10 protein-coding genes and 1 pseudogene are annotated in these 9167 nt (G+C 59.7%); 3 read left to right on the plus strand and 8 right to left on the minus strand.

Features of this window, described 5'->3' with window-relative positions; genetic code table 11:
- Positions 1 to 1359 (plus strand): DUF4214 domain-containing protein (locus tag PVW46_RS14770; RefSeq protein WP_274576392.1); only part of this gene is annotated, 1359 nt, incomplete at its 5' end.
- A 119-nt stretch (positions 1360 to 1478) separates the two neighbouring features.
- On the opposite strand, the gene PVW46_RS14775 is transcribed toward PVW46_RS14770, so the two are convergent.
- The 8 genes from PVW46_RS14775 to PVW46_RS14810 all read right to left on the minus strand — a co-directional run bounded on the left by PVW46_RS14775 (position 1479) and on the right by PVW46_RS14810 (position 7752).
- The gene (locus tag PVW46_RS14775) at positions 1479 to 1661 is read right to left on the minus strand and encodes a hypothetical protein (protein WP_043143846.1); all 183 of its coding nucleotides are present in this window, start codon (positions 1659 to 1661) and stop codon (positions 1479 to 1481) included.
- On the minus strand, positions 1661 to 2062 hold the full coding sequence (locus PVW46_RS14780) for a helix-turn-helix domain-containing protein (protein ID WP_043143849.1): 402 nt from the start codon (positions 2060 to 2062) through the stop codon (positions 1661 to 1663). Before PVW46_RS14780 ends, PVW46_RS14775 begins: the two co-directional genes overlap by 1 nt.
- A 221-nt stretch (positions 2063 to 2283) precedes the next feature.
- On the minus strand, positions 2284 to 2418 hold the full coding sequence (locus tag PVW46_RS14785) for a hypothetical protein (RefSeq protein WP_263281698.1): 135 nt from the start codon (positions 2416 to 2418) through the stop codon (positions 2284 to 2286).
- A 92-nt stretch (positions 2419 to 2510) separates the two neighbouring features.
- Positions 2511 to 3029 (minus strand): hypothetical protein, encoded by a 519-nt coding sequence (locus PVW46_RS14790; RefSeq protein ID WP_139022630.1) that lies wholly within the window; start codon positions 3027 to 3029, stop codon positions 2511 to 2513.
- Positions 3030 to 3309: 280 nt separating this feature from the next.
- On the minus strand, positions 3310 to 4074 hold the full coding sequence (locus PVW46_RS14795) for a recombinase family protein (protein ID WP_069211267.1): 765 nt from the start codon (positions 4072 to 4074) through the stop codon (positions 3310 to 3312).
- Between the two features lie 162 nt (positions 4075 to 4236).
- Positions 4237 to 5043, minus strand: a complete 807-nt coding sequence (locus tag PVW46_RS14800; protein ID WP_069211266.1) for a recombinase family protein — start codon at positions 5041 to 5043, stop codon at positions 4237 to 4239.
- A gap of 153 nt (positions 5044 to 5196) precedes the next feature.
- The gene (locus PVW46_RS14805; protein WP_083242483.1) at positions 5197 to 6921 is read right to left on the minus strand and encodes a DUF927 domain-containing protein; all 1725 of its coding nucleotides are present in this window, start codon (positions 6919 to 6921) and stop codon (positions 5197 to 5199) included.
- Between the two features lie 306 nt (positions 6922 to 7227).
- A complete protein-coding gene (locus PVW46_RS14810) occupies positions 7228 to 7752 on the minus strand; it encodes a hypothetical protein (protein WP_043143856.1) in 525 nt (174 codons plus the stop codon).
- A gap of 193 nt (positions 7753 to 7945) precedes the next feature.
- Here PVW46_RS14810 and PVW46_RS28770 point away from each other — a divergent pair.
- Positions 7946 to 8080: pseudogene (locus tag PVW46_RS28770) on the plus strand (excisionase family DNA-binding protein); the annotation flags it as partial.
- Positions 8081 to 8097: 17 nt separating this feature from the next.
- Entirely contained in the window at positions 8098 to 9084 is a 987-nt protein-coding gene (locus PVW46_RS14815) for a tyrosine-type recombinase/integrase (RefSeq protein WP_069211264.1), read from the plus strand.
- The last annotated feature ends 83 nt before the right edge of the window (positions 9085 to 9167 follow it).

The raw sequence follows: 9167 nt of genomic DNA on the forward strand, positions 1-9167 counted from the left end.
CGGGACGGCACAGCGGTCCCGGGCGCGACCAACGCCACCTATCTCTTGAAGCCTGCAGATGTTGGCTCAACGATTGCAGTCAGGATCAGCTACACCGACAGCTTCGGCACGTCAGAGGTCGTGATCAGCGCCTCAACGGCGGCGGTCAGCGCAGATCCCACGGCCACGATCTCCGGGACCGAGGACTCCAAAAACCTGCTTGGAACACCCGGAAACGATCTGATCGACGCGGGACAAGGGGATGACTCCGTTACGGGCGCAGGTGGCATCGACAAGCTCGTTGGCGCTGATGGCAATGATGTCCTGATCGGCGACTCCCGTGGCCTCTACTACCTCGACGAATCCGCGCAGGTCTACCGGATGTATGACACTGTCTTCGGGCGCGCGCCGGATGGCGGCGGGCATCACACCTGGACGCTCACGCTCCTGGGCGGCACCACGCTGACCGAGGTCGCCGCCGCCTTCGTCGCCTCGCCCGAGTTCCAGCGCACCTACGGCAACACCACCAATGCCGACTTCGTCACGCTGCTCTACCAGAACGTGCTGGACCGGCCACCCTCGGCCGAGGATCGCGACTTCTGGGTGGGCCGGCTGGACACCACCTGGACCCGCACCGACCTGGTGCTGTTCTTCTCGGAATCCGCCGAGCACGTCCGCAAGACGGCCGTGGCGCAGGATCTCTTCGACGAGACTCGCGACATCACCAACTGGGGCGACGACGTTTACCGGCTCTACCGCGCGATCTTCGACCGAGACCCGGACGGCGGCGGCTTCAACACCTGGACCGGCTCGCTGTCGAGCGGCAACATGACCCTTCCGCAGGTGATCGAGAGCTTCATGGCCTCGCCCGAGTTCCAGTCGACCTACGGCGCGGCCACCTCCGACACCGAGTTCGTCACGCTACTCTACCTCAACGTGCTGAAGCGGGCACCCGACGCGGGCGGCCTGCAGGGCTGGATCGACGCGCTGGAGGGCGGCATGGAGCGCGCCAAGGTCGTGGGCTTCTTCCTGTCCTCGCTGGAGTTCGTCAACGGCACGCGCGACGACATGGTGACCTGGATGCAAGCGCGCTTCCCCGACGACGTGCTGGACCCGGGCCCGGGCGACGCGGTGGTCTCGGGCGGGGCCTATGCCGATACCTTCGTGTTCACCAATGACGGCCAGGCCAGCGAGGTGATCGTCACGGATGTCGAGGCCTGGGACACTCTGGATTTCAGCGATTTCGGGTTGACGCAGGCGCAGGTGCTGGCGGCACTGGAGCAGCAGGGCGAGGACGTGGTCTTTGCCTCGGGGGGCGAAACCGTGGTGTTCAAGGACACCCTGCTGGCCGAGGTCACCCAGGACATGATCCTGGTGTGAGAAGTGGCGGGAGCCGCGGTCGGCCGTTCCGGGCCGCGGCCTTCCCGCCTGACGAGATTGCGGCCAAAGACGACGCACGCGGCCCTGTAGAGGGCCTGTCCGCCCGCCCGCTGGAGGAACTAGCTCTGTGGCTGATCGCGCCACAGCGTCCCTTTCAGAGCCTGTATGTCGATCAGGCGCGGCGACTGGATCTTGTCGCCGTAGAGATCCCGCAAGACCTGTAACCAAAACCTTTCGTTATCGCTCAACTCGGAGCGGTCGTCCGGCAGCCTGAACCCGTAGCTGTCACCTGCGCGCGCCATCAGAAAATACTCCTGATCGCGGCGCGGGCACGTGCCGTGAGCCTGGGATCTCCTCCACCGGAGGCAGCGCGGATTTCCTCCAGCCACGCGACCTCGTTGGCGCTTACCAGGGTGCCAAAAATGTCCTCGACAGCTTTTTTCGTCGTCTCCAAGCCGGCCTGTTCCAGCGCCATCATGAACAACGCTTTCGGATCGCAATCGAGGGCCTTTGCTAGATCCGGAACGCGGTCGAGCGCCAACTTGGTGTCGCCGGACTTGATCATGCTGAGCATGTTCGCGTTGGTGAAGCCGGCTTCGCGCGCGATTTCCTTCTGCGTTTTGACGCCGGAGAGCTCGAGGATGCGGCGCTCGACGAAGTGGGCGAGTCGGGAGTCTGCATGCGGATTGCGGTGCGTGGACATGACTGAAAATCCTTTCTGAGTCAGTGTGTTGTTCTGACTTGATTATAGCGCCCCACGATGTGGATTTACGTTGAAAGTCATGTGGTTATGCGTGGGAAGACAATATTCCCACGCGACGGGAAATTTCCCGGAGGAACCGAAGCGTCAGTCACGGGATCGGGCGAGGATGAGATCTTGGCTCATTCCAAACCCAAGGCAAGCCAACTCCTATCATCGGCACTTCATCTGGTCAGGGGTTCAAGGACACCGTCCAGTTTGCTGCCCGCGTCGATCATGAAGCAAACGATGTCAAGATGACACAGTTCGTCCATTGGTTTCAGGCTGGAATGACGCTCTTGGGCGGTCTTGCCATGCATGCCTTTCACCAACAACAGGACAGATGACGGCGAGGTCCGGTAGTGCCCACCGGGCCTCGCGATCGGGTGGTTGTCCCGTGTCAAATTGATGGTCAGCCTGCGAACGCCGTCTCGCAGTTGTAGGGAATCATTTCGATGGTCGGATTTTTCCGTATGTGCGGCATGGTGAACAAGACTATCTCATCTTCGTTGCGATCGGAGAGCGACAAGGCAACGTCTTCCCTACGGATCTTCATGGAGAACACCGCCGGTTCGGGGTTCAAAATGCCACGGTGGCCCTTGGCGAACCGTTCTGCAACTTCGCGCGAGAGTGACCACGAGAGACCGAGCCGTTGCCGTGCATCCTGACCACGAAAAACGACCCTTTCAGCCGGCAAGTCGATCTCGGGCGCATCTTTGCGGAAGCGCTGTAACTGAACTGAGAAATGGATATGCGGGATCAAGTCACAGCTGGACCAGACATCCGCGACGACGCGCCAGAAGTTGGGACCGGCGTCATTAGGCAGTGCTTTTATCCATTCCAGCAAAATCAGCGGACGAGCGGCGCTGCCAGCTACATTCGGGCCATAGATGTACTCGAGGAACAAATCGGGATCTTGCGGTAGTTTCATAGTGTGTTTCCAGTCTGGCTGTGAGGGAAGGACAATAAAAGAAACAAGCCAAGGACTGGCTTTGCGTCAGGATCGGCAGATCAGTGCGGGTGCTCGTTGTCCCGACTCTGATTTCATCTAATCGTTGGCACCCATTTCGCGGAAAGCCGGGAACAGTTTGAGCGACAGGTCGCGTCCTTCTGCGTCACGCCCATCACCCCTGGCTGGCGGGTAAGCATTGCAGTTGCGAGTGCGGCCGCTGATCATGGGAAATGACATCGCTCACCGACAAACCGGCCCCTCAGTCCTCCGAGAGATATAGTTCGATCTCGGCACGCAACCGAGGCCAGTTCTTCTTTATGGCCTCAGGCGTCCAGGGCTTCGTCGTTTCCTTTTTCGTGCTCATCACCCGGAAGATCCCAGCGGCCTGCAAGTAGGAAGCCCGCTCCGCGTGCGTCATGGTCTCCCAGTCCGGACGGAGGGCAAGGGCATGCGCCGCTGCACGAATGTTGTCGTCGCGCCGGAGGATGTTGGTCATGCGCCCGCGACCGGCGGTCTCGGGTGTGATCGCGCAGGTCCGTGTCTTGCCCTTGAGCCGGCGCATGGCTTCCTCCAGGCGCTTGTTCAGCTTCTTGATGTCGACTTCGTCCTGCGCGCGCCGGACACCGGCCTCCAGGACCCTGCCTGACAGTTTGTGCGGCCTGTCTGCGGCATAGAAGGGGACACCCGTGGCAAGCAGTTTCGGCACGTCGTCGACATTCCGGGAGAGGCGATCGATACGGGCGACGATGATGGCGTAGTTGCCGTTCTGCGCCATCCGGATCGCCTTCTGCAGATCACGGCGTTCGAAGCCCTTGAAACCGGACGCCGACGCCGTTTCTTCGAAGATGGTGACGACTTCGAGACCCAGGGACGACGCTTTAGCTTTAACGGCGTCGCGCTGCTCGTCGAAGGAATCCTGGGTGGTGTGCGAACAACGAAGATAGAGCACGGCACCGCTCGCCTTAAGGCTCGCGCGGCGCTTGCGCGCCGGACTTTTTGGTTCGGTGAGAGAGTAGCGGGACATGAGGTAAGTCTCTGTAAAGATGTGGAGATGTGACGCGGATAGGGTGGGGTAAAGTGTAGTTGGCGCAGCCTGTCGGTGAGGCGCTCAGCTTGATCTTGAGGAGGCGTAGGATTACGCCGGTCCGCTCGGACCAGAAGGACCGGACGGACCGCGCAGATCTGGCTACACTGCACCCTGCTCGAACGGCCAGCCAAGCTGCGCCTGGATCCGAACAATCTCGGCCAAGATGGTGTCCCAGTGCCGGTTGAGTTCCCGAACTGTCCAGTCTTCCTCGCGCAGGGTCTTGAGGGACATGACGCGTCGGACACCGTGGTTGGTCAGGTGCAGCGCGACCTGCTCCAGCGTCATGTTCGGGAGGTCGGGTTGCCGTGCCAGGCATTCTGCCGCCCGGAGTATGTTGTCCCGCACGCGCCCGGAACTGGTTTCGTGGCCATTGACCCGGATCGGATTCGAGAGGTTTCCACCCCTCGGCTTGGCATCCTTGTCCCGGGTCTGGTTCGCATCTCTCTGGGCATCCGACTTGTTCCGGCTCGTTTTCGAAGCGGCGCGAATCCCGTCCCGTAGCTTGCCCTTGCCGAGGGGGCCCGAGCATCCGCGGACGCAGAAGGGAATACCGGTCGCAATCAGCCGATCAGCGTCAGGACCGTGTCTCGAAAGCCGCGTGATGTCGTCCACCAGGATAACCGTGTCGAACTGCGTGGCCTCATGTACTGCTCGGGCAAGGGCTTTGCGGAATACCGGACGGTTCTTCTCGAAAGGGCCGAAGGCCGAGCCGATTTCGTCAAACCGGTCGACGACCGTCCAGCCGCGTTCCTTGGCGTAGGCTTCACACCGCTTGAGCTGCCGCGAGAGGGTGTTCTGGGCGGCGGTGGAAACGCGGGTGTAGACGACGACGTGGATGGCCTTGACGTGCGTGTTTTCTGCACGGCGGCGGCGATGTCGTCGTGTTGTGTAAGTATCTGTGAGCATATGGTTATCTCGGGGTGGAGTGGCGTGACAGGTTGTGGTGTAGGCCCTGACAGCCTCCGCTAAGACACGACAGCGCTGTTGGTCCGGCTGGACCACTTGGATCAACCGGACCACAAAAGTGCGAGCTACGAATGGTCTTTCAACTTGGCAGCGCTATTCCCTAGGTGAAGTCGCGCGCCTCGCGATCACATAGGCGCGTGACCTGTCGGGATCGATGGAGCGAGGGAGCTTGTACTGCAGCCCTTCCTTGCACCTTTCCAGCATTCCGGCATCGTGCAATCGCCCAGCAACACGCTTGGCTTCGTCACCGCAGATGCTCTTGAGAGTTTCCGGTCGGAGATAGAGAAACTGGTCGTCATACCATCCCCTCGGTGCACTCAAGGTCGTCCCGGTCTCGTTCAGTTCGCACCCTTTGGGATCCTCGATGCAAGGACGCAGATGCTTTATGATCTCGTCGATTGGCTGCGTTACGGTCTCTTGCTGCACCGCACGCCAGGCTACCAGGACTTCCCGGCAAGCATTCAGCGATTCACCCTTATTCCATCCGGTTAGCTCTGCCCTCGTTGCCAGCTCCCCGGCAAGTGCGGCCAAGGCAAACCGATCTGCGACGCGCTCTGTTTGGGCGCTCCGGGCTGAACCGAGTTCGCCGTAATAGAAACGACGGAGTTCCGTGAAGGTACTCTTCACCCTCTCCCATCCGCTCATTTCAATCAACCACCGAACAAACGCCGGCCCGGCGTGCCCATGGCAAGCATTGCAGCCATCCTGAAGTACGTTCACAAACGTACCGCCGTCCGGCATCCCATGCAGATCGTCGAAAGCTCCATGCTGGCGACCATCGACTCGGACATCCACCAACCGCACAAGCATGCCCTTCTTGGAGTTCTTTCTTGCCTCTCCAAGAAACTGGGCAAACGGTATTTCACCATTGCTCAGCACGGCGATCTTCCAACGAGCTTGCGCCTTCTCCTTTCCCTCGGCAGTCATTCTGGTCTTGGGCAACCCGTTGGCGAGCATATAGGCAGTTTCCCCAGCACTCTTGGCGTCGGCTTCACCAATCTCGTCTAACGGCAGAAAGCTGTCGTTGCGCATGCAAGCGACAGGTTCAAAGGCGTTGCAAGTCGAATGCCATCCGCGCCGGTAGTCCGCATCGCCCCAGACCGAGCAGGCCAGTTTCAACAGCGTGGTCTTGCCGCAGGAAGATGCGCCGTGGAAATGGAACCCACCACCCTCGGCTCCGAGCGGACGCAGCAGAGGACCCGCAAGGGCCTGGCAGACCGCTAGAATGGCCAGAGGATTGCCCGCACACAGTCTCGCTACCTCCTCCCGCCAGCCGACCAAGGTGCCAGACTGTCCGACGGCGAAATCGATGTGTGCCGTCGATGTTCGGCCGTACGCACCGAGGACCGACCCGTTTCCCATTGCGTAGCTGCGAAAATCGCCGCCTAGCCAGCCGTGACGGTTGAACAATGTAATCCGCTGTTCGGGTTCCCATTCATCGAGCAGCCTCAAGACAGCCTTTCCTGCTTTCCCGGCGATCCAGAAACCGCGATCAAGCAGCTGTTTCAGCACCGCCTTTCCGTCGGCGTCGTTGAACATGCTGAGCGGGAAAATCAGGTCGTGAAGTTCCCTGTTGCGATCCTGAAAGACGACGCACTTGCACCAACCGTCACCAGCATCGGTGTGCCCTAGCGCCACTGCCGCGATCGGCCCGCAGATGCGTACCTTATTGTCTTCGTCGGATACGACCCAGATCCCGTCTGAACGGGAAACATAGCCGCTAGGCAGATCGGGTACATCGGAAAGACCCGCCGCCACCGGAAGATTGTCATCTGAGCTGAAGTCAGGGATCGAAGTCATGATCTGTCCTTTTGACATGAGTGATCGTTCACGTTCCCGACCTAAGGGAGCGCGCTAGATGTACGTGGCGGAGAGCCGAAAACGTTCACAGTGCAGCGCGTTCAGCTGGACTTTGAACGCGAAACACTGGGGACGCCGCCGCAGCTTTTCGGCCGCGGCGTTAACTTTTATTGCTGGTCGTCTTGGACGACAGGCAGTTTGCAGCATGAACGGGTCAAACCGTGTGCAGCAGATCCGGAAGCACCGGCATCCTTGCCTGCTGCTTCCGGGATCCTTGCGGATGAACCGCATGCGCCTGTTCTCTGCAGCTCGTTCCGGCTGAAGTCAGATCCCTTTCACGCGATGCTTCGCGAGGGTTATCCGCTGGTTTTTTTCGAGTTGCTCGAGGATCCGGGTAATGTGCGCCGCCTGTTCAAAAGCAGCCTTGCGCTCTTCGGGAGTGACCATCTCGGCGGTCTCAAGTTCCTCTAGGCGCTGCTGTAGTTCCTTGCGTTTGTAATTGTTCACGATTTCCGACAACTGAACGGCCGCGGAGTAGAGGTGGTCGATCATCACCTCAGCCCGCCCGATGGAGTTCTCGGAACCCTGGAAAGCCTCGAGGCGAGCCTCTTCGCTGGCGAAAGAATCTTCGTGGGCAAATTCTTCCGGACCGCGGTCGTCTTCGAATACGGGTGCATCGCAACCCATGAGTTGGAACGCGTCTTCGACACCAGTCCAGTTGGGGTCGTTCTCAAGATACTCGAAGAAGGGGGTCCTGAGATAGGGGTAGGTGCTGTCGTGAAGCGGTAACAAAGCGAGCCTCTCACGTTCTAGCTGTTTTCGTTTCCGATCGCTTGCCGACAGTGCCATGCCGAATCTCCTGGTTGACTCTCTTGATGATTTCGTGAATATTAAATACGCGAACACGTTCACAACGTCAAGTGCGCTTTGGTCCCGAAAATCGAAGAAAACCCGAAAACTGCACGCAAGCCTCAGGCGGCGGCGCAATAACAAAGAAGTCCCGGCCAACTCCGGTCGACTTGAAACTGAACCTGGAGGTCGAATGAGCCGCCCCTACACCTGCGAAACCCTGGCAATACGTTGGTCCTGCAGCGCGGAAACCGTCCGCCAGCTTGTCCAACGAGGCGAAATTGCGTCGTTCCGCATCGGCAAGCTCATCCGGATCTCCGTTGAAGCTGTCGAGGCATACGAGAAATGCAGCAATTCACCATCCAGAGATTCCGAGGCGGCTTCGCAATCGTCTGGCAGGAAGACGGCAAGCGACGCCGTTATCAGCTTGAGGCACGCACCCGAAAGGACGCGGAAGCTGCAGCGCGTGACTTCATCGCTGGGATTCAACAGCCCCGGGGCGGCGTAACCGTCGCTGAACTCTGGACCGCTTATTCGCGCGAAGTGGCGGGTCGCCCCGTCGAACAAAGCATGATCCATCGTGGCAAGTCGATCATTCCCTGGTTCGGGTCGTTTCGTCCCGACCAGATCACCATTGATGACTGTCGCGCCTACATCGCAGACCGGCGTCGCGCAGGTCGGAAAGATGGTACGATCTGGTCTCAGATGAACAGTTTGCGCACTTGTTTGAACTGGGCCGCAAATTCCGGCTTGATCGATAGTGCACCGCGCCTCGAGTTGCCGCCGAAAGGAGTACCCAAAGAGCGGTATCTGACCAAATCTGAGATCAGGGTGCTCCTATCTGTCGACATGTCATTTCACACGCGCTTGGCAATCATTCTCATGCTGACGACCGGAGCGCGCGTCTCGGCTGCTCTGGAGCTTACCTGGAACCGTGTCGATCTGGGCCGGCGCCAGATCAACCTCCGCACGTCCGAAACTGGTCGGAAAGGACGGGCTATTGTTCCGGTCAATGACATGCTGATGAATGCTCTGGAAGAAGCTCGGGAGGCAGCTCTCAGCGACTATGTGATCGAATGGGCAGGCAAACCCGTGAAATCTATCAAGACCGGTTTCAGGAACGCGGTGAGGGCATCCGGGTTAAGTGGTGTTACGCCGCATGTTCTGCGCCATACCGCGGCTGTCCACATGGCCGAGGCCGGGGTGAGCATGGCAGAGATCAGCCAGTATCTAGGGCATTCCAGTGTCCAGGTGACCGAATCCGTCTATGCGCGATTCAGCCCGGGGCATCTGAGAAAAGCGGCGTCCGCCCTGGAGTTCGGCAGCGGCTAAGGTTCAATGAACCTAGGTCCACTGTCTTTCTGAACCCGATGTCCCTTGAAAATATGGTCGGAGTGAGAGGATTCGAACCTCCG

Origin of the sequence: Mameliella sp. AT18 (assembly GCF_028807275.1) — a bacterium.
Classification (GTDB): domain Bacteria; phylum Pseudomonadota; class Alphaproteobacteria; order Rhodobacterales; family Rhodobacteraceae; genus Antarctobacter; species Antarctobacter albus.